Annotated in this window: 14 protein-coding genes and 2 tRNA genes; 15 read left to right on the top strand and 1 reads right to left on the bottom strand. The window is 44.8% G+C overall.

Annotated features, from left to right (window positions below; genetic code table 11):
• Positions 1-370 precede the first annotated feature (370 nt).
• From IJJ71_RS12330 to IJJ71_RS12270, 13 genes are all read left to right on the top strand, one after another.
• Positions 371-3,514, top strand: coding sequence for a GGDEF domain-containing protein (locus IJJ71_RS12330; protein ID WP_296847416.1), 3,144 nt, complete (start codon positions 371-373; stop codon positions 3,512-3,514).
• Positions 3,515-3,518: 4 nt separating this feature from the next.
• Positions 3,519-5,141: a spiro-SPASM protein gene (locus tag IJJ71_RS12325; protein WP_296847414.1), complete on the top strand. Its 1,623-nt coding sequence runs from the start codon at positions 3,519-3,521 to the stop codon at positions 5,139-5,141.
• Positions 5,116-6,072 carry a glycosyltransferase family protein gene (locus tag IJJ71_RS12320; protein WP_296847413.1) on the top strand — a complete coding sequence of 319 codons (957 nt, stop codon included), beginning with the start codon at positions 5,116-5,118 and terminating at the stop codon, positions 6,070-6,072. The genes IJJ71_RS12325 and IJJ71_RS12320 overlap by 26 nt, the downstream gene beginning before the upstream one ends.
• Positions 6,069-8,576: a cytidylyltransferase domain-containing protein gene (locus IJJ71_RS12315; protein WP_296847411.1), complete on the top strand. Its 2,508-nt coding sequence runs from the start codon at positions 6,069-6,071 to the stop codon at positions 8,574-8,576. The genes IJJ71_RS12320 and IJJ71_RS12315 overlap by 4 nt, the downstream gene beginning before the upstream one ends.
• Positions 8,576-10,195: an ATP-grasp domain-containing protein gene (locus IJJ71_RS12310; RefSeq protein ID WP_296847409.1), complete on the top strand. Its 1,620-nt coding sequence runs from the start codon at positions 8,576-8,578 to the stop codon at positions 10,193-10,195. The genes IJJ71_RS12315 and IJJ71_RS12310 overlap by 1 nt, the downstream gene beginning before the upstream one ends.
• A 91-nt stretch (positions 10,196-10,286) precedes the next feature.
• Positions 10,287-10,670 (top strand): stalk domain-containing protein, encoded by a 384-nt coding sequence (locus IJJ71_RS12305; RefSeq protein ID WP_296847408.1) that lies wholly within the window; start codon positions 10,287-10,289, stop codon positions 10,668-10,670.
• Positions 10,667-11,317, top strand: coding sequence for an N-acetylmuramoyl-L-alanine amidase family protein (locus IJJ71_RS12300; protein WP_296847407.1), 651 nt, complete (start codon positions 10,667-10,669; stop codon positions 11,315-11,317). Before IJJ71_RS12305 ends, IJJ71_RS12300 begins: the two co-directional genes overlap by 4 nt.
• A 148-nt stretch (positions 11,318-11,465) precedes the next feature.
• A complete protein-coding gene (locus tag IJJ71_RS12295; protein ID WP_296847406.1) occupies positions 11,466-11,933 on the top strand; it encodes a hypothetical protein in 468 nt (155 codons plus the stop codon).
• Positions 11,934-12,029: 96 nt separating this feature from the next.
• Complete coding sequence (locus tag IJJ71_RS12290; RefSeq protein WP_296847405.1) at positions 12,030-13,166, top strand: flagellar filament outer layer protein FlaA; 1,137 nt, start codon at positions 12,030-12,032, stop codon at positions 13,164-13,166.
• Between the two features lie 103 nt (positions 13,167-13,269).
• A complete protein-coding gene (locus tag IJJ71_RS12285; RefSeq protein ID WP_296847403.1) occupies positions 13,270-14,520 on the top strand; it encodes a tetratricopeptide repeat protein in 1,251 nt (416 codons plus the stop codon).
• A gap of 293 nt (positions 14,521-14,813) precedes the next feature.
• A complete protein-coding gene (locus tag IJJ71_RS12280; RefSeq protein ID WP_296847402.1) occupies positions 14,814-17,279 on the top strand; it encodes a helicase C-terminal domain-containing protein in 2,466 nt (821 codons plus the stop codon).
• Positions 17,280-17,370: 91 nt separating this feature from the next.
• Positions 17,371-17,443, top strand: a tRNA-Val gene (locus IJJ71_RS12275).
• 7 nt (positions 17,444-17,450) lie between these two features.
• A tRNA-Pro gene (locus IJJ71_RS12270) sits at positions 17,451-17,523 on the top strand.
• Positions 17,524-17,750: 227 nt separating this feature from the next.
• On the opposite strand, the gene IJJ71_RS12265 is transcribed toward IJJ71_RS12270, so the two are convergent.
• Complete coding sequence (locus tag IJJ71_RS12265; RefSeq protein WP_294430867.1) at positions 17,751-17,921, bottom strand: hypothetical protein; 171 nt, start codon at positions 17,919-17,921, stop codon at positions 17,751-17,753.
• Positions 17,922-18,119: 198 nt separating this feature from the next.
• On the opposite strand from IJJ71_RS12265, the gene IJJ71_RS12260 reads away from it, so the two are divergent.
• Together IJJ71_RS12260 and IJJ71_RS12255 are read left to right on the top strand one after the other, a co-directional pair.
• Positions 18,120-18,734 (top strand): V-type ATP synthase subunit E, encoded by a 615-nt coding sequence (locus tag IJJ71_RS12260; RefSeq protein ID WP_296847401.1) that lies wholly within the window; start codon positions 18,120-18,122, stop codon positions 18,732-18,734.
• Between the two features lie 12 nt (positions 18,735-18,746).
• Positions 18,747-19,162 (top strand): hypothetical protein (locus IJJ71_RS12255; RefSeq protein WP_296847400.1); only part of this gene is annotated, 416 nt, incomplete at its 3' end.

The following is a 19,162-nucleotide window of genomic DNA, read 5'->3' as shown; positions in this document are numbered from 1 at the left end:
CGCTCCAAAGCGTTGCTTTTCCGCTACCCCCTCTGCGGGGTAGTGAGCCGTTCGCAATAGCGAAAAAACTTGCGAGGCAAGTTTTTAGGCGAGTCTCGGTAAAGGCTATGCCTGAACCGCACCCCGCAACGCCCCGGAAAACAAAAAATGCCGCACCCTCTGAACCGTTGTACACCAGTCCGAAAATGCAGCGCCTTTGCTGATTTAAAAACAGAAGAGGTCGCAAGAATTGCCTTCCTGCGACCTCATTGCCGTTTGATGATTCTGTTATAGCGTTTAGGAAATTTTTTGTCAACAGGAATTAAAAACTTTTCTTAAAAAAATGAGTAATCTTCTTCCATATCTAATTTTTTCTTAATATAATGAAACCATGGATTTTCTTGAAACTCAGCTCGATATCGTTAAAAAGTTTGTTGGCAGCACAAGGAGCAGCATCTGCTATGTGTCCGCTCAGAAATCTCTTTTCGATAAAATTCCCGATCAGCTCGGGAACAGCTTTGTTGTCATCGACCTTCTCTATGAATTCTCACCTTTCAAGCCATTCCTCTCAATCCTTTCCCAAAAATCTCCTGATGAGAGCGTGGTGAGAAAATCATCCTATTCGCTACAGGCAGATTCTTTCCTTTCTTATTTCAGGAACGGCTATGCCGATGAACGATACGATATTCCGCTTGACAATGAGTTCGTGTACGAGACCAACCGTTTCATCCAGACAATCTGTGCCCTCATTCGGGAGCTTAACGATACAAGTTACCTCATCATGAATGCCCAGCTTCTTCAGCAGAATTCCCTTGAGCTTCTAAAGGAGCTTGAGAAATATCCGCTCCAGGGCAAATTCGTGCTCTGTTTCAATTCTGACGACACCGAGGAATCTGCACGGGCCGCTATTGAATTCTTTGACCGTAACAGGAACAAGCACAATTTCCTGTACCTCAAAGACAGGCTCTCGAACGACACATTCTTCCCTTCAGAAAATTCATTCGATGACATTGCATCTAAAGTCCTTTCCGACTACAATTCCATCTTCAAGAATCTCCGCAACAACCGAATCTTCATGTCGCATGACCAGCTTCTTCTTGTCGTCAACTGGACTGTAAAGCATATAAATGATTTCAAGCTCAACCAGAAGAAATTCCGCGAGCTATCCCTTGAGATTGCCCTTGCGTATTACACATGCCTTCAGTATGACAACGCAATCCTTCACTTCAACGATGTGATTGAGTCTCATGTTAAGGACGAGCTTTCAATCGCCGCCCTTTATTACCTCGTGTCGATTTTTTACTATAAAAAGTCCGGTGATTTCGCACGAAGACATGCCAATCATTTGCAGGAACTGCTTGAGGATAACAAAACTTCGCCTTATTACAGCCTTTTCCAGATGGTTGTTTTCCAGTTTACGGCAAATTCTGACCTTCAGAAAAATGTCGAGAACTACCGCAACATAATGCAGCTTCTCGAAAAGAGCGGGTTGATTAACAATTACATATCGACCGGGCTTTCAATTCCCTGGTCTTTGATCGACGATGACTCAAACCGTGCTTTCGTCTATGGAAATATCGAAAAATGCTATGAGCTTGCCAAGCAGATCGGCAACCAGCACCTTGTCTCAAAGGCCTGCCACTGGAAGGGCATAATCCATTCTCATTACGGAGAGTCGGACGAGGCGATGAAATGGTATTTCGAGTGCAACCAGATCCGCACCGAAATAGGCGAGATCGGGCCGATTATGAATATCCGAAACGGCCTTTCATACGAGTCAACCCGGCGCGCAAAATATGAGAACGCATACAATCTCGTGAACGATGTTATAAAAAATCTCTACAACATGAACGATTATTCCAATGTAATCGACACGCTCAAAAACATCGGGTACGCTCTGTTCTATTCAAGGCATTTCGCGCAGGCTGACACAATTTTCACGAAAATCCTGCATTATCTCCATCTTTTCAACCTTGAGAAAAGGCCGAGCAATTCGTTCCTTCCGTCTGTGAACGACATGCTCATTTTCAAGTCAATCATTGAATTCAACGAGAACGATTATATTCATGCCAGAATAAACTATACCCGGATCCTCCAGGACCCAAAGAACATCACTTCCGAGGACAAGCCTCTCCTTCATTTCATCAAGGCGGCTCTTCTTCTTGAGAATGGCGATGTTTCCGGGGCTTGTACTGCCGTTGATCAGGCTGTCAGCGAATTCAGGACCATCAAGAGCGACCAGAGCCATAAAATCTGCTTCGTCTGCTACGAATTTGCCGCCATGCTCAACAAAATGGGGCTCATCGATGAATCCGACCGCTACCTCGAAACAGGATTCAGCCTCGCAAAAGAGAAGAACTTCGAGCACTACACCAAGCATCTCCAGCAGATTTCTGTCTACGACTATCTCCGTGATACGCACGATTTTTCTCCGCTCAACATCGACTTGATGTTCCTGGACGAAAAGGCTGACAAGGAAGTTTTGCTTACCCAGTTGCACAAGCGCATTCATGATTACCAGTTCCTCAATCAGATTAAGGCAACAAATTCAAAGATTCCGAATCTCAAGCAGTACATACACGATGTCTCTTCCGCTATTTTTGAATTTACCCTTGCGGAGTCTGTATTTTTCTGTGAATGTCATGACAACCATTATGAGACAATTTATTGTGTTTCCAGAAAGGATGGCGCATCACTTGACAGCGAGACATGGTGGTCTCTTTTCAAAAAGAATTCCAGCCAGTCTTTCTCACAGCTTGTTTACAGTGCCGAGGAGAACCTTTATTTCGCGAATATCTCCCAGTTTGATTACCATTTTGGAATCGCAATCGCCGCGAGCAAGGAAAATCCGATTACTACTGATTATGTCAACGCGCTCAACATCGCGATTTCGAACATTCAGGCGCAGATAATCATCTTCAAGCAGAATGAGAACCTGCTGTTCCTTTCCACAACCGACCAGCTCTCGCTTTTGAATAACCGTCATGCGTTCCAGGAATATATTTCCCGTGAGAGCAACAAGATACGCCGTTACCGCGAGCGCAAGGACCTGAACATCCAGATTTCAATTGCGTTCATAGATCTGGACAACTTTAAGTATTACAACGATACATTCGGTCATTCGGCAGGCGACTTGCTCATATCCTGCTTCGCAAAGCTCCTCAAAAAAACATGCCGGCAGATTGATTTTATCGCACGCTTCGGTGGCGATGAGTTCGTGATACTTATGGTGGACACTTCCATCGAAGAGGCATTGAAAGTCAACGCCCGGCTCAAAGAAAATCTCAAAAAACAGAAATACTTCATTCCTGATTTGGAAAAGCATCTTGAAATCGAAAATCTGGACATCCCGGAGAACAAGTTGATCGGTTTCAGCATGGGAATCAGCTCAAATTTTGATGACAATGACTTTGAGAATCTTGATAAAGTCATGATTAAGGCGGACCAGGCGTTGTATTACTCAAAAGAGCATTGCAAAGGCGAGCCTTCCGTTTGGAAGAACATCTCAAAAGAACTGATTCAGGAAGGCAAATAGATTTATGAAAAGTTTAGTGGTTTTGTACGGCGGTGATTTGACATCCCACGCTTTTGAAAAAGTTTTTGGTTCAGAGTGCGCTTTTGAGCGTGTTTTGAACATGGCTTCAAAATTCAGCGAAAAAATCGTTCTTTTTTTGAAAGATTCTTCTCCTGTTTCGGGGCAAATTTCTTCTATAATCGCAAAGAATCCCAAAGTCGAGGCCGTCTCACGCGATTGTTGGACAAAATCACTTTTCATCTCAGAAATTTCTTCCGCGCTCAAAAAATACGAGGCCGAGAGCGCGATTGTCTCTTATGCCGACACTCCTTTTTTAAACGAAAAATTGACCGCTGACTTAATCGAAATGCACTCAAAATATGCCGCCGAATATTCCTTTGCCGACGGCTTCCCTTATGGCCTTGCACCGGAGCTTATCGAGAGTGGCACGGCTTCAATTCTTTCCGAGCTTTCAAAAACTTCTCTTAAGGCTGAGGGCGAAAAGTGCATGGACAGGGAAGCTCTTTTTTCCGTCATGCGAGGTGACATCAATTCCTTTGAGATTGAGACATTGATTTCTGATGTTGATTACCGCTTGCTCCGCTTCAATTTCGAAGCCAGCTCAAAAATCAACTTCCTTTCGTGCAAAAATCTTTATGCCGAGGCGCAGAATCAAAAAATCGACCTTTCCGACGCATACTCACTTTCAAATCTTGCCTCAAAAACTCCGCTCGTAATGCAGACCGTTCCTGCTTTCTACAATATTCAGATTTCTTCAAAATATAATCACAAATACTGCTATTCTCTGGAAAGTGCGGGCAAAAATCCTTCTCCAAAAGATTTTATGACTCTTTCTGACTTCCAGAAAATCGTCTCGCAAATCAAGGATTTTTCCGAAAACGCGGTTATTTCACTCTCAGCGTTCGGCGAGCCTCTTTTAAATCCAGAATTCCTGCAATTTGCGCTTGAAGTCATAAATCAGAACGACCAGAATCACAAAATTTCTCTTCTGATTGAGACTGACGGCCTTCTTGTCTCCGACGAGATTGCCTCAAAAATCTCACAAGCCGCAAAATCAAAAAATGCCGAAGTCAACTGGATTGTCTATCTTGATGCGGTCGAAAAATCGATGTACGCGAGCCTTCACAATTGCCCAGATTCCGACTTTGAAAAGGCTCTTTCGGCAGTTCCTCTCCTTGAAAATCACTTCGAGAGCCATGTTTTCCCTCAGTTCATGCGAATGAAAACAAATGAAAATCAGCTGGAGTCCTTTTACCGCTTCTGGAAAGAAAAGGAATCTCCCTCAAAAGGCGAGCTGATTATACAAAAGTACAATTCTGTCTGCGGTTCTTTGCCAGAGCTCAAATCCGCCGACCTTTCTCCTGTGAACCGGCTCCCTTGCTGGCATCTGCGCCGTGACATGACGATTCTTTCGGACGGAACAGTGCCGTTCTGCTTCCAGCTTTCTTTCGAGAACTATGCCGGCAGCATTTTGACTGACGGAATCGAAGGAACATGGGCTAAATTCTCCGAAATTCTCAAAAATCACCTTGCTTTTGTGGACGAGCTTAATTCAGAAAAGACTGAAAGTAAATCTGCCGATAATAAATGCGGAATCTGTGATGAATCCTATACCTTTAATTTTTAATGAGCATTTTATCAGCATGACTGTTCTCGGCGGAAAGGAAATCGTTCCCAACATCAAGATGAATATTTCTGCCATAATCATCAACAAAGGCTGGTCGAGCTACCGATCAAAAATGATTGAGAATCTCATGCGGTGTGGCTTTGCTGAAATCATTTCGATTGAGGCCGACAGCGAAAATTACAGCATCGAGGATTTCTCACGCAAGTTTCCCTTTGTCAAAGTCATTATCCCGCAAGAAAATACGACGGAAGGCGACTTAATCAACATCGGGGTGGGCGAGGCTTCTTCAGAATATGTCCTTGTGCTCCGCGATTCGATTGATTTTTCAAAAGACATACTCATGCCAACTTTGGCTTCAAAACTCACTGAGTCCGGCACTTTCTGCATTACGCCACGGCTTTTGGGAAGGGACAATTTTTCCTTCCCTGTGCTTTTTTCTCCATCAATCAGGCGGGCTGCCCTCAATGTGATTTCGACTTCGGTTGTCTCGGACGGAAGCCCCAATCTCTTTCCTTTTGACAATATCGGGCTTTACAACCGCAAGAAATTCATGGATTTGGGCGGTTTTGACTACACGATTCTTTCGGATTACTGGCAGAACCTCGATTTTGCTTTCCGTGCATGGCTCTGGGGCGAGAAAATCACCTTTTCCACGGCGTTCAGCCTTTCTTACTGTACGGAAGTTCCTGTTCTGGAGACGGGCGCGAGTCAGTTTTCAAACAGATTCTATTTAAAAAATCTTGTGCCACGGTTCTATGCTGACCACGGCGCGATTCCAGGCTCTTCTTTCTTTGCGTTCTGGGGAAGCTCATCATGCGGATTTTTTGAGGCAAAGGCCCGCTTTCAGGAAGCAAGGGAATGGGTGAGGGAAAACAAATTCAGATTTAAAAGGGATGCTCTCGATTTAGTCGAGAACTGGGGAAATAAATGACAATTATAGCAGCACAATGCAGACTTTCATCAACTCGTTTGAGCCGAAAAGCTCTACTTCCTTTGGGCGGAAAAACTGTCCTTGACTGGACTTTGGCCGCAATGAAAAAGGTAAAGGCCGATGATTATTATGTCGCCACCGACGAAGATTCTTTTGAGGAATTAAAGCCGTTCTGCGAGCGGAATGGATTCAAGATTTTCAAGGGAAGCCTTGAGGATGTCCTTGCTCGGTATTGCAATCTTATAGAAGAAACTAAGGCTGATGTCGTGCTTCGTGCCACTTGTGACAATCCGTTTTTGTTCTACGAGGCGGCTCAGTCTCTCGTTGACGAATTTGAAAAACGCTCTGCTTACGAAGATTTTGACTACATCACATACACAGGTTTGCCTCACGGAAGCGGAATCGAAATGTTCAAGGCTGCTTCATTGCTTAAAGCCCGTGCGCTCACAAACCTTCAGTACGACCACGAGCATGTAGGCCCAGCCCTTTACAATCACCCTGAAAATTTCAAGTCTCTTTTCGTTCCGGCTCCAGAAGCATGGAATTTCCCGAACCTGCGCACTACGATTGACACTTCTGCTGATTACAAGCGGGCTGAATCAATCGTAAAAATCGTTTCAGGTGAAAAAATAAGTGAAAAAAATCCTGTAAAAGAGCCTTACACGACGGAGCAGATTCTTTCCGCTCTCGAAAATCCTTCGCTTTACAAGCCTATTCTCACAGTTCCGTGCGTAAAAAAAGGAAAGGGAACAGGACATCTTCGCCGCTGTCTTAAAATTGCTGTCGAAACCGGGGCAAATGTCTATATCCCACAAGATGCCGGTCTTGAAGAAAAAAATGAGCTTATTGAGGACGCAAAAAAGAACGGCCTCCGTGAAGAACAGATTGTAAGCCGTCTGCCAGAAAAAAAAGAATACGAGCTTATTGTGACCGATGCGTTCACTCTTGACCGCGAGCTTGCCCTCAATCTATCGAAGGCTGCTCCTGTAGTTGCGATTGACGAAGGATCATTGAATGCCGATTTGTGTGACTGTCTTTTGGACATAATTCCGTCTTATGGCCTTGCGCGCCCGGCGAACATTTCCGATCCATCATTTGTCTCTCTCCCGGAGCACAAACGAAGTGCCAAAAAGCCTGAGAATTTTGATGAAATCAAGTCGATTCTCGTTACGGTCGGGGGAGAAGATCCGGCGGATTTGGTTGTTCCGACTTCGATTGCGTTTGCTTCAAGCGGAAAAAAAATCACCGCGATTGTCCAGAATCCTGAAGAATCAGCCCTTCGCGTTGTTGATGAAGAATTGCGCAAGGACATTAAATATATTCAGCCCGTTCACAACCTCAAAGAGCAGCTTTCTGGCTACGATGTCGTAGTGACTCATTACGGATTCACGGCTTTTGAGGCACTTGCCGCAGGTTGCGGAGTGATTTTGCTCGGAACGACCCAGCTCCATGTGAATCTTGCGCAAAAGTACGGATTCGCTTGTCTTCCGCAAGGTCAGATTAACGCGGAAAATGCAGTTTCCCTTCTGAAAGATGTGAAGTCCCTTTACCCTGATTCGCCGTTCATCAAAGAAGGTGCCGGCAAAAAATCTTTGGGCGAGTTCGTAAAATTGCTTGCCGGCGGAAAAAGATTCTGCTGCCCGGTCTGCCGTGACGAAAATTCTGCCGTCGAAAATCCGATTGTCGCGCGCACGACCTTGCACACATTCCGCCGCTGTAAATCATGCGGAATGCTTTACATGAGCTGGACCCACGCTACTGAGAAAAACTACAATTCTTCGTATTTCTTCGAGGATTACAAAAAACAGTACGGAAAAACTTACCTCGATGACTTCAAGAACATCAAAAAACAGTGCGTCCGCAGGACAAGCGTTGTAGATATGCTTTACCGCTCTAGCCACAAGGCTGTCACGCCTGCAGTCCTGGACATTGGCTGTGCGTTCGGGCCTTATCTTGATGCCGCGAATGATGCCGGCTGGCAGGTTTTCGGCACTGACATTTCAAAAGAAGCCGTCGATTATGTTCAGAACCAGCTTCATTATCCTGCCACAACCGCAAAATTCCCGGAATTTGACCCGGCCGATGAGTTCGGAGTCAAGAATTTCGATGCAGTGACAATGTGGTATGTAATCGAGCACTTCCAGGATTTGGACAGCGTTCTAAAAGGCGTTTCAAAAATCCTCAAGACTGGTGGAATTTTCGCCTTCTCAACGCCGTCTGCGAGCGGAGTCTCAGGCAGGTTCAACACGCAGGGCTTCTTCCAGAATTCCCCGACGGACCACTATACTCTGTGGGAGCCGGGGAGGGCAGCATCAATCCTCAAAAAATATGGCTTCAAAGTCTGTAAAATTGTCTCGACAGGCCATCATCCAGAGCGGTTCCCGAACCTCAAGGGACAGAAATCAACGAGCCTTAAATTCGCGCTTTATTCAGGTGCGAGCCATTTCTTCGGGCTTGGTGACACATTTGAGGTTTATTGTAAAAAAGAAAGGGAGATTTTCTAATGTTTGACACAAAAAAAATATTGATTTTAGGCGCAGGACTCATGCAGAAACCTGCGATTCTTGCCGCAAAACATCTTGGCTACAAGGCTGTTGTCGTCGATGCGAACAAAAATGCCGTAGCCGTCCCTCTGGCAGATGAATTTTATCCTGTTGACCTCAAAGACCGAGAGGCACTTCTTGAACTTGCAAAAACATTGAGCAAAAAAGGCTGCCTGAAAGGCGTTTTCACCGCCGGAACTGATTTCTCTGCAAGCGTTTCATTCGTTGCAGAAAATCTGGGACTTCCTGCACACAATTTTGAAGCAGCTCTTAATGCCAGCGACAAAGTTCGGATGCGTGCATGTTTTGAAAAGGAAGGCGTTCCGTCTCCAAAATTCATCGAGCTTACAGAAGATTCTCTTTCTAAAATAGGCGAAATAGAATTCCCGAAAGTCGTAAAACCATGCGACAATATGGGCGGCCGTGGCTGTCGTTTAATCCGAAATCAAGATGAATTCCAAACTTCAGTAACTACCGCAATCAAAAATTCCCGGACAAGCCGTGCGATTTTCGAGGATTACATGGAAGGAGCGGAATTCTCAATCGATTCAGTTGTCTATAACGGCACCCTCACAATCACAGGATTCGCCGACCGTCACATCTTCTATCCTCCGTATTTCATCGAGATGGGGCATTCTCTTCCTTCACGAGTGGATTCAAAAATCAAAAACGAGCTTATCGCGACATTTGCTCTCGGAATAAAAGCACTCGGTCTCACATGCGGAGTCGCAAAGGCTGACATCAAATACACCAAAAATGGCCCGATGATTGGCGAAATTGCGGCTCGGCTTTCAGGCGGCTACATGAGCGGCTGGACTTTCCCATATTCAAGCGGCATGAACCTCACCGAAGAAGCGATGAAAATCGCTGTCGGCCAGGAACCTGATTATCTTCTTTCAAACCGGGTTTCTCTTCCGTGGCAGCCTCACGAGAGCGTAAAAAACAAAGTTCAGCCTTTTGAGCTTTACGAAATTTCCTCGACCCTTGTAAGCGCAGAACGTGCATGGCTTTCAATCCCTGGCAAGGTCTCAAAAATCTACGGCTTGGATGAAGTCAAGCAGATTTATGGCGTGCGGGATGTTCTTCCTCGTGTCAAAAATGGCGATAAAGTTGACTTTCCTCGAAACAATGTCGAGAAATGCGGAAATATCATCGCGGTGGGAATAAACAGCGAGCAGGCGTACAAAAGCGCAGAAGAAGCAATTTCTTCTATTACATTACGCCTCGAACCGAACAATCTCGAAACCGAAAAATTCCTGGACGGCGAATGTGAGAGCGATGAAAAAGGTTTCCCGCCGTCTGCCTTCACTTTCTGCCCGAATGAATCAGCTTCCGTAAATGTTGGCGAAGGAACAAAAATCCCTGCTGGTCAAAAAACAATCGACTATCTCCCTGAAACATTGATTCCTCTGGCAGATTCTCTCAAAGACTGGAACCACTGTACCTTGCGCAAAACTCTCGAAAAATTCGACGAAATCTGCCCGAATCACGCAGAACTAGACGGAAAAACATTCTGGAGCGCAGTCCTTCGCGGAGGCATTCAGGGCGCGCTTTATATTGCCGACAATATAGAAAGTTGAAAACTGAAAGTGGAAAGTTGAAAGCTAAAATCTTTGTCAGTGAGAAATCTAGTTTTCCGTTTTCCGTTTTCCGTTTTCCGTTTTTGAACCTATGAGACGACACATAATTCTTTTTCTAACAATAATTTCTCTGCTCAGTCCGCTTATTGCACAGTCTGCGAACCTGAACCTAATCTCTGAGTCTGAAAAACTTGGAGCTTCCGTTTACTGGGATTCTCTTAGCGGAAGTGGTTTGCTCGAAAAGAACGGACATCAGGTTTCGTTCCGGGCTGGCGACGGATTTGTGCTTCAGGATTACAAAAAACTTGCCATTACGGACGCTCCTGTCGTAAAAGACGGTGTTTTGTATGTTACGAAGGGCTTCCTTGACAGCGCGAACAAGCTTTTCAAGACCGAGACGGCCGAAAGCAACGGCTTTAAAATCGGCGCAATCTTGATTGACCCAGGCCACGGCGGAAAAGACCCGGTGCTATGATGACTCACAAAATCAAGGGCAAAAATGTCACCGTAAAGGAGAAGGATGTAAATCTTGCGGTCGGAAAAATGCTTTACTCGCGCCTGAAATCCGCTTATCCCGACAAAAAAATCCTCATGACGCGCAATACGGACAAATTCCTCTCGCTTGCCGAGCGCACCGAAATCGCAAACGGTGTCAAACTCGGTGAAAAGGAAGCTGTCCTGTATGTGTCCGTGCATGTAAATTCTTCCCTCGACAAAAAGGCGAGCGGATATGAAGTCTGGTATCTTTCTCCGGGGTATCGCCGCACTGTCCTCGAAAAGACAGGCGATGTTGACAAAAATCTTTTCAATGTAATGAATTCCATGATGGAAGAAGAATACACCACCGAAAGCATCCTCATCGCAAAATTCATCATGGACGGAATCTCGGCTCAGGTCGGAAATCTCTCAACCTCACGGGGAGTCAAGGCCGAGGAATGGTTTGTCGTTAAAAATTCTAACATGCCGGCCGTCCTCATTGAAGTCGGCTTCCTCTCAAACGAAAAAGAGGCGGCTCTCCTTGCCGACAATTCTTACTTGCAAAAAATGTCGCTTGGCATATATAATGGACTGTCCGCATTCGTGACGCATTTTGAGCGTTCAAGAGGCTTCACGAACCATTAAAAATTAGCAATGAGCAGTTAGCAATTAGCCGTTAGAAGGGGGGGAAGTCTCCCCCTCGCTCCAACCGCTTCGCGTTTTCCGCTACCCCCTCTACGGGGGCAAGCCCCCGTAACGCCCCCATCGTTAGCTGCTTCATTAATATTTAATTATGAATTATAAAATTATTCTTTCAAACAAAAAAATTCTCCTGAAACTTTCGGTTATTGCTGCCATAGTCATCGTCTTGTTCCTTGCCGTTCACATTTTTTCTCATCTCGGCACTGACAGGCGCGTGTTCATCTATCCTGTTTCCGGGTCTTCAAAAAACCAAAAGGAAGTCAGGTACCTTGCCTCAAATCCTGTTCAGGGCAAAATTTGGTATTATGTTGACGAGCTTCTTCTCGGTCCGTCTTTTTACCGTGGCAGGCCGCTGTTTACCCTCGGAACAAGAGTCGATTATTGCTTTCTTCGTGATAAAACGCTATATGTAGGGCTTTCGGAAGAGGCAGCTTTGCAGGGGAGTGGTTCTCGTAACATTGAGGAAAGCGTGAGCCTCTTCAAAAAAAATATAAAAAAGAATTTTGCAGGAATCAAATATATAGAGCTTTTTATAGACGGAAATTTTATTGCTGACTGAAAATCGCTTTAAATTTTTGTTGACAAAATGCTTTAGATATAAGATACTGTAAAATATACAAGGCTACATCATATTGAGTAAAAAGGAGCTTCAAAAATGAAGAAAACTTTGGTTTTATCAGCAGCTTTGATGACACTCGTTGGGTTCGCTTCTTTCGCAGAAGAGAGAACTCTTATCGACTTCACAAGGCTTAGTGCAGACATCGCCGTTTATCCACAGGATTACGACGGTGAAAAAACAAATAACCAGAACAAGCGCACAGTTATGAACTACGCTACAGCAGCTGGTGCATCTTTCAGCGCAGAGCAGAAAGACCTCATGAAGTCTTCACTCGCTCTCGCAGAATGGGAAGTTGTACTCAACAGCTCTGCACGCAATGTTTCTAGCTTGGCACAGTCACAGGTTAAGGCTGCTCCAGTAAGCAGCAACTCTAAACAGCCATTCGCTGGTTCAGAGGTTATGGGTGTTCGCGTTGTATTCCCAACTGGTGCTTACAATGCAAATGCAAAGATCGTTCCACCATTCCAGATTCCTGCTTATGAGCCATACTCACAGGCTGATGACAATGGTGACCGCCAGCCAGCTGCAAAAGGCGAGGGCGAGTCAACAGGACCGAAATGGTTGTTTGAGTCTGACGATCCGTCAAATAAAGATGAGCCAGCTTATGGTCTCGTAAAAAATGTTGGTACACTCAAAAAGGTTGCTGTAACAACAATGGGTATGAACTTCCCACACGCTCTCTATGTTCTCCTCGGAGACACAGACAATGTAACACGCCGCTACTTCATGGGTTACCTCGGCTTCGACGGTTGGAAAACTCTTGAATGGAACAACCCAGAGTACATCTCTGAGGTTCGCACTCGCGAAATCCGTGTTTATCCAATCTATCCACGCGGAGAGCCATTCGTAAAATTCGAAGGTTTCCAGATTTGCCGTGACGCAGCTCATGTTGGTGATGACTTCATCGGTTACTTCAAAGATGTAAAAATCATCTTCGACAAAGCTAACCTTACATCAGAGCGCGACATTGCTGATGAAGACCTTTGGGGAATCATCGGTCGCAAAGAATCTGCTCGCCAGGCTCTCGAGATGTCTCGCTTCGGCAACAAACAGGTTAACCGATATGTTGAGCGCCAGAAGATGGCTACAGAAGAGAACTTCACTTCTTCACTTGCTGAGGATGGAGCTTCTAACGCTCAGTCAAATGGCGGTCAGGCAGCTGACGCAAAATAATTAACTAGTTCAAACTAGTTTCTAAAAACCGTCTGTTTAGGCAGGCGGTTTTTTTGTCTTTAAAATATCTTGCTTTAATCTGAGAATATGTTAAAATTCATTTATGGATAATTTTGTAAATTCTTTGCCAAGCAAAAACAATATAAAATCGACTTATGAATCTTATAAGCCTGTTCTCACTGAAATCATGACTAAAATTGAAGACAAGCTTCGTAAAACGCTTAAACTGTCTTCAAATCCGACATACAAATCAAGGGTCAAGTCTTTTAACAGTTATTATCGAAAAGTGCTTCGTTTAAAGTCAGAAGAAGCCGAAAAGAACAATTTTGTTGAACTTACCGACATGATGGGAATCCGGGTAATTTGTGCTTTTCTTGAGGATTTGAGCGAGGTCGAGCAGCAAATCAAGGATAATTTCGTCGTTAAGGAAGTGGAGTATAAGGGAGCGCAGCAGAGTTTCAGGGAATTTGGCTATGAGTCGGTTCATGTGCTTGTGTCAATTCCAAAGGATTGTATGCCAAAAAAATGCGACCTTCCTCTTCCAGAAACGCTTGTTTGTGAAATCCAAATCCGTACAATTTTGCAGGATGCCTGGGCGGAGGTTGAGCATGAGCTTATCTATAAGTCAGAGTTCACGCCTTTTGACATGCCGCTACGCCGTAAGCTTGCATCAATGAACGCGAGCCTTACGCTGGCAGATATTATTTTCCAGGAAATCCGCGACTATCAGAAAAAATTGCAGGGTGAAGTTGAGGCTAGGCGGGCTTCATTCTACGAAAAAGCAGATGAACTTACACTGGCATCAAATGGCGCGAAAATCGAAAGCCTTGAGCCTAAGAACATCAACCGCGTCTCTCCGTATGTTCATGGAACAATTGATGACATGATTCTTGAGGCGATTCAGGCTCATAATCACGGGGATTTGGATAAGGCCGTTGAGATTTACAGCATAATCCTTGCTTCGGAGCCGACTCCGCCATCTCCTGTTCTTGCCGTAATTCACAAACATCGTGGAATGGCATATTTCGCGCAGAACAATTACACGGCATCCCTCGATGATTTTAAGCAGAGTGTCATTCATGATCCTAACGGCTATCGCTCGTACTATTACATCGGTATCGTCCTCAGTATCATGAATAAGCATGAGGAAGCAATCAACGCTTATACCGAGTCGATAAAAATCAACGAGTATCAGTCTCATGCGCATTTCCGAAGGGCAATTTCATACTACAAGCTCGGCGATTTCGATAACGCCATTAAAGACCTGACAAATGCCCAGTCTCTCGGCCTGAATGATTCCGAAACCGAAGCCCTCCATGCAAAATTGATGGAAAAATTCGGCATGAAAATGTAAGGAACCTAAAATCCATCCATGGATTTTAGGATTCCAACGAGAATTTTCAAAGAAAATTCTCTCTCTGCTTTAACCCCACATCCATGTGGGGCAGGTGCTTCGAGCGCGTAAGGAACCGAAAATCCAAACGAGCACGACAATCGATGTGCTCGCTCCATGGATTTGTGTATTCCATCAAGAATTTTCTTTGAAAATTCTCTCTTGGCTTTTACCCCACATCCATGTGGGGCATAGAACTTCGATAGCTTATAGCATCTGATGATTTTTTTCTTATAATTTGATAAAATCCCATCATGGAAATTAACAGAAGGTTTTCTCCCGAAGTCCGCGAAGAAATGCGGCGGGAGATTTTTAATGCGGGCGGAAACGAAGTCTTTTTTACCGGGATTATTGACTCTGATGGCAAAATCATTTCTGTAAAGGCTTGTGCCCGTGGAAATTCAAATACCGTTCCTGTTAATCTTTCAGAAAGCCGTGTCGCTTCTGTTCTTATTCATAATCACCCTGGTGGAAACCTTCATCCATCCGATGCGGATCTGATGGTAGCGAGCGATTGCAGCGAGAAAGCCCAAGGATTTTACATTGTCAATAATGATGTGACTGAAGTTTATGTCGTAATGGAGCCGATAAAACCAACGGTCACAAAAAAACTTGATTCTGAGGAAACAGCAGTTTATCTTTCGCAAAACGGAAGCCTTGCGAAAATCTCGCCGAATTTCGAGGAGCGGCCGAGCCAGATTGAGCTGGTAAAAAAAATATCCCTGGCTTTCAATAATGAGTCTGTCGGAGTCTTTGAGGCGGGAACTGGTGTCGGAAAATCATTCGCGTATCTTGTGCCGTCGATGCTCTGGGCACTGGGGAACAATGAGCGGGTCGTAATCTCAACTGGCACGATAAACCTGCAGCAGCAGCTTTCGGAGAAGGATATTCCTCTTGCAGAAAAAATCATCGGAAAGAAAGTAAAGTCAATCCTCATAAAAGGCCGTCAGAATTATGTCTGTTTGCGCCGTTTGAGCGAGGTCGGTGCTGAGCGCGATTTATTCAATGATGAAACTGAAATATTTGACAAAATCAATTCGTGGGCGAAGGAAAGCAAAACCGGAAGCAAGAGCGATCTGAGCTTCATGCCGCCTGAAAACCTTTGGCAGCGGGTCAATTCCGAAGCCGATGCCTGCATGGGAATGAGGTGTAAATTCCGTGAGAAATGTTTTGTGATGAAGGTTCGCAAAGAGGCTGCTGATGCGAATATTCTTGTCGTGAACCATCACATGCTTTTTGCTGACATTGAATCCAGGATGAATGGAGCCGGCTATGATGATACTGCCGTCCTTCCGCCTTACAAACGGATTATTTTTGATGAGGCCCATGGAATTGAGGATGCCGCGACCAGCTTTTTCTCAAACGCACTCAATAGGTTCAGGATTTTAAAGCAGCTGAATCTCTTGAGCCGGCAGCGAAAGGCAAGCGTAACGGGCTATCTTTACACGCTCAGCGCGCTTTCTCACCTTGAGGATAAATCGGATGTCGTAAAAAACGAGATTGAGGAAGTAAAGGCTTCGATTGCAAGACTTGAGGAAGAGACTCAGAACACGCTTGAAAATGAATTCAGCATCAGGCTTTTCAGCGGAACTTCGCACAGGTTTTCTGGAATTATCGAAAGCATTAAGAAGCTTCAGCATCATCTAGGAATGGTGACTGGACTTGTGCGGGAAATTATCGACGGAATTGATCAGGATGATATGGATAATTCTGCGATATATGAGTCCAAGGCTGTTCTCCGAAGACTTGAGACAAGCGTTGCACTTTGCCAGAATTTTATATCTTGGGAAGAGCATCCGGAGAGCGTTTTCTGGATTCAGGCGAAGAGGCTCCCGCCGCTAATTTTGAAAAATATGCAGGGGCGAAGCGATGCAAATCCTTTTTATTATGAATTTATCGAGACGCCGCTGGACATTGCCCCGATGATGAACAGGGGCGTTTTTGAGCCGATGAAAAGCGTTGTCTGCACTTCGGCGACAATATCAATAAGCGGAACTTTTGATTTCTGGAAAAAACGGGTTGGAATCAGTTTTGTGGAAAAGGAGCGGGTAAAATCCGGCGAATTTAAATCTCCTTTTCCTTATGAAAAGAATATGTTTTTTGCCGTTCCGTCTGACGCTCCGTTTCCTGACAATGAGAATTTTCAGGCCTATATTGAAGAGGCAATTGTTCGGATGATTGAGAGGGCTGGAGGAAAGACACTCGTGCTTTTTACGGCTTATGATTCTCTCCGTCATGCCTGTGACACGGCCCGTACAAGGCTTCGCTCGCTTGGAATAAATGTCTTGAAGCAGGGAGATGATGACAGATTCAGGCTTTTGTCTCAGTTTAAGGACGATGTCTCAAGCGTACTTTTTGCCACGGATTCATTTTGGGAAGGCGTGGATGTTCCTGGCGAGGCATTGAGCCTTGTCATCATCGTTAAGCTGCCTTTCGGGGTTCCGAGTGACCCGGTCTTTGCCGCAAGAAGCGAGCAGATTGCAAAGAGAGGCGGATTCCCATTCATGGAGCTGAGCGTTCCGGAGGCTGTCATTAAATTCCGTCAGGGCTTCGGCCGTCTTATCCGACGAGGAGATGACAAGGGAGCTGTGGTTGCTTTGGACAGACGCATAATCGAAAAGTCTTACGGCCGGATGTTCACCGAGAGTGTCCCAAAGACTGAGGCTGTTTATCGTCCCTTGCCAGAAATTCTGGAAAAAATTGAGGAATATTGCAGATAAAAAAACAAAAAAAAATTAAAAATTTGTTCAAAACCTATTGCAATAATTTTTTATATTTGATATATTATTTGAGCGTTGAGCAACAACGCAAGGGCAGTTAGCTCAGTTGGTAGAGCCCCTGGTTTACACCCAGGTTGTCGGGAGTTCGAGTCTCTCACTGCCCACTCTTTCCGGGATGTAGCGCAGCTGGTAGCGCGCTTGGTTTGGGACCAAGATGTCGCAGGTTCGAATCCTGTCATCCCGACTTAAAGGCTTGCTAAAAAGCAAGTCTTTTTTTTGTTTAAAATAAATATGCTTACAGCGGACGGGCAAGGGATTGTAGCCCCTTTAGTAGCCGTAGGCTATGAGCGGTAGCGAAGGGCGGAAAGCCCGGTTTTTTGCAACGCAAAAAATGACCCAATAAAAAATCCCCTGCCTTTCAAAGTGCACTCTTGAAATGACAGGGGATTTTATGTTTGTTAGGATTTCTTATTATTTGAAATCTTTTGGTCGTCTCTCAACTCGTTTGCATTTCTGACATTCTGCGTAGTTCTTGAGTCTGCCATTTTCGAGCTTTGTCTTCATTTCAACTTCGCCGCCACATGTACAGTTGAATTTCTGTGTAGCAACAGTAGTACGAGAGTTCTTTGATGCACCAGCCATTACTAGCCTCCCTATAAATAATCGATTATTTTACTATTTTATCGATTGATAGGTGGTGTGTCAATATAAAAACATATAATGATTTGAAAAAATCTTCTATATATTGATTATTTCTTTTATTTTATCTTAAATTTTCCACTTGCAATCTATAGAAAGTAGTTTATAATAAAAGAATCTTAGTATAAAAGAGAGGTTTGCATGGACATCCAGGTACAGGATTTAATCGAAAAGATTAAAAAAGACGGTGTCGCAGCTGCCGAAAAATCTGCTTCCGAAGTAAAGGCTCAGGCTCAGAGCGAGGCTGAGAAAATAATCGCTAATGCGAAGGAAGAAGCAGACAAAATCATCAAAGCAGCAAAAGATGAAACAGCACGTATGGAGAAGGCTAGTGAGGACGCAATCCGTCAGGCAAGCCGAAACCTTGTGCTTTCATTCCGTGACAGTATCACAAAGGAGCTTTCAGCTCTTATTAATGCGGAGTCAGAAAAAGCATATTCTTCTGATTTGCTCGCCAAACTTATTCCAGAGGCAGTTAAAGCATGGGTCTCAAAATCTGAGGCCGGCGAAGTTTCTGTTCTCCTCAACGAAAAAGATTTGAAGTCTCTCGAATCTAATCTTACAGCCGCTCTCAAAGCCGAAATCGCCAAAGGTCTTACGCTCAAGGTTGACAATTCAATCAATGCGGGCTTCCGTGTTGGCGTAAAAGACGGAGCCGCATTCTACGACTACTCAGCTGAGGCTGTTGCTGAACTTTTCAGCGCATATCTCAATCCAAGAGTTGCCGCAATTATGAAAGAGGCTTGCAAAGAGTAACAGGGGGTGAATATGAGTAATCAATACTACCTTGTATCGCAGCTTCCTGGATTCACAGTGAGCGACGATAAAACGGTATTGCCAATTACTTATGAATACTTTTACGACCTCTGTTCACGCTTTCTTAGCAAAAACGAAATGAAGATTCTTGATGGACTTTCTCTTGAACCTCCTCTTGAAGATTCAAAAACAGGCTCAGCCTTTGTTGACACTTGGAATCACAAAGAAAAAAGCCTTCGTCTGGCCCTGGCTCAGATTCGTGCCCTCCGCATGAAAAAGAAGTTCAGTGCCGGGAATGAGTCAATTGCCCCTGACGCGGTTCAGGCGGCTCGTACTGCAAGCGGTATGGACAGTCCTTTGGCTGCCGAGCAATATCTTAACCAGTACAGGCTCAGTGTTATAGAAAGTATGCGTCCAACAGACGGCTT

The organism is Treponema sp. (genome assembly GCF_017430385.1).
In the GTDB taxonomy this organism is placed as follows: Bacteria; Spirochaetota; Spirochaetia; order Treponematales; family Treponemataceae; genus Treponema_D.
The sequence above is the reverse complement of the archived record's forward strand: the minus strand, read 5'-3'. Positions and strand labels throughout refer to the sequence as shown.

What these genes read in the sequence shown, in the direction of transcription:
- IJJ71_RS12280 (WP_296847402.1), top strand. Translation starts at nt 14,814, where the DNA reads ATGGAAATTAACAGAAGGTTTTCTCCCGAAGTCCGCGAAGAAATGCGG.
- IJJ71_RS12290 (WP_296847405.1), top strand. Translation starts at nt 12,030, where the DNA reads ATGAAGAAAACTTTGGTTTTATCAGCAGCTTTGATGACACTCGTTGGG.
- IJJ71_RS12285 (WP_296847403.1), top strand. Translation starts at nt 13,270, where the DNA reads ATGGATAATTTTGTAAATTCTTTGCCAAGCAAAAACAATATAAAATCG.
- IJJ71_RS12295 (WP_296847406.1), top strand. Translation starts at nt 11,466, where the DNA reads ATGAATTATAAAATTATTCTTTCAAACAAAAAAATTCTCCTGAAACTT.
- IJJ71_RS12265 (WP_294430867.1), bottom strand. Translation starts at nt 17,921, where the DNA reads ATGGCTGGTGCATCAAAGAACTCTCGTACTACTGTTGCTACACAGAAA.
- IJJ71_RS12300 (WP_296847407.1), top strand. Translation starts at nt 10,667, where the DNA reads ATGATGACTCACAAAATCAAGGGCAAAAATGTCACCGTAAAGGAGAAG.
- IJJ71_RS12320 (WP_296847413.1), top strand. Translation starts at nt 5,116, where the DNA reads ATGAATCCTATACCTTTAATTTTTAATGAGCATTTTATCAGCATGACT.
- IJJ71_RS12310 (WP_296847409.1), top strand. Translation starts at nt 8,576, where the DNA reads ATGTTTGACACAAAAAAAATATTGATTTTAGGCGCAGGACTCATGCAG.
- IJJ71_RS12330 (WP_296847416.1), top strand. Translation starts at nt 371, where the DNA reads ATGGATTTTCTTGAAACTCAGCTCGATATCGTTAAAAAGTTTGTTGGC.
- IJJ71_RS12315 (WP_296847411.1), top strand. Translation starts at nt 6,069, where the DNA reads ATGACAATTATAGCAGCACAATGCAGACTTTCATCAACTCGTTTGAGC.
- IJJ71_RS12305 (WP_296847408.1), top strand. Translation starts at nt 10,287, where the DNA reads ATGAGACGACACATAATTCTTTTTCTAACAATAATTTCTCTGCTCAGT.
- IJJ71_RS12260 (WP_296847401.1), top strand. Translation starts at nt 18,120, where the DNA reads ATGGACATCCAGGTACAGGATTTAATCGAAAAGATTAAAAAAGACGGT.
- IJJ71_RS12325 (WP_296847414.1), top strand. Translation starts at nt 3,519, where the DNA reads ATGAAAAGTTTAGTGGTTTTGTACGGCGGTGATTTGACATCCCACGCT.